The organism is Streptomyces sp. CNH189 (assembly GCF_000527195.1).
In genome coordinates, this window is the sequence record NZ_AZUS01000058.1 from 1 (window position 1) to 1551 (window position 1551).

1 protein-coding gene is annotated in these 1551 nt (G+C 71.8%); it reads left to right on the forward strand.

Features of this window, described 5'->3' with window-relative positions:
• Window positions 1-81: 81 nt before the first annotated feature.
• The coding region (locus tag B100_RS0133515; RefSeq protein ID WP_024888691.1) for a ThuA domain-containing protein at window positions 82-1551 on the forward strand (1470 nt) is incomplete at its 3' end.

Genomic DNA, 1551 nt, shown 5'->3' on the forward strand with positions numbered 1-1551 from the left:
CCGCACGCCGGTCCACCTGTGGACCTGCCACACCGGCCCCAACCAGAAGTGGACCCTGCCGTAGAAAGGAGGCGACCCACCATGCGTACCCCCTTGAAAGCAGCACTCGGCCTGATCGCCGGCGCCGCGCTCTGCCTGGCGCCCCAGGCCGCCGCGGCCCCCGCCCCCGCGCCCCTCGTCCCCGCGCCCGCTGCGCGGCAAGCGGCGGCCCCGGCGGCCGACCCCGCGTACAAGATCCTCGTCTTCTCCCGGACGACGGGCTTCCGCCACGACTCCATCGACGAGGGCGTCACGGCGCTGCGCGACCTGGGCGCGTCGAACAACTTCACCGTGACGGCCACCGAGGACCCGGCCGCCTTCACCACCGTCAACCTGGCGCAGTACCGGGCCGTGGTGTTCCTCTCCACCACGGGCGACGTCCTCGGTCCGGCCCAGGAGTCCGCGTTCGAGCAGTACCTGGGCTCCGGCGGCGGCTACGTCGGCATCCACGCCGCCGCCGACACCGAGTACGACTGGCCGTTCTACGAAGGCCTGGCCGGCGCCCTGTTCCAGTCCCATCCCGCGATCCAGCCCGCCACCGTCAAGGTCGAGGACCGGGCGCACGACGCCACCGCGCACCTCGGCCGCACCTGGCAGCGCACCGACGAGTGGTACAACTACCGGACCAACCCGCGCACCACCGCACACGTCCTGGCCTCCCTGGACGAGTCCAGCTACTCGGGCGGCACGATGTCCGCGGACCACCCGATCGCCTGGTGCAAGGACTACGCGGGAGGCCGCGCCTTCTACACCGGCGGCGGCCACACGGCGGAGTCCTACGCGGACCCGGCCTTCCGCCGGCATCTTCTCGGCGGCATCCGCTGGGCCGCCGGCACCACCCAGGCCGACTGCCGCCCGGAGACCGGCTACACCCCCCTGTTCGACGGCACCGGCACCACGGGCTGGAAGCAGGCGGGGCCGGGTGGCTTCACCCTGAGCGACGGCACCCTCACCTCCCACGGCGGCATGGGCCTGTTCTGGTTCGACAGGGAGATCACCGGCGACTACTCGCTCAAGCTCGACTGGAAGCTCCACGGCGACGACAACTCGGGTGTCTACCTGGGCTTCCCGGCGTCCGACGACCCGTGGTCCGCCGTCGACAACAGCTATGAGATCCAGATCGACGCCACCGACGCGGCCGACCGCACCACCGGTGCCGTCTACGGCTTCCGATCCGCCGACGTGGCCGCGCGTGACGCCGCCCTGAACCCGCCGGGGGAGTGGAACACCTACGAACTCCGCGTCACCGGCGAGCGCCTGGAAGTCTTCCTCAACGGCCGGAAGATCAACGACTTCACCAACACCGACCCGGCGCGCAGCCTGCGCCAGGGCCACATCGGCCTGCAGAACCACGGCGACGGCGACGAGGCGTCCTTCCGCAACGTGCGCCTCCAGCGCGACGGTGCCACCCCCGGCCCCCGTGCCGGTGAGGTGAGGGGCGTGAACGCCAAGTGTCTGGACGTGGACGACGCGGGGACGGCGGACGGGACGCAGGTGCAGATCTACGCCTGC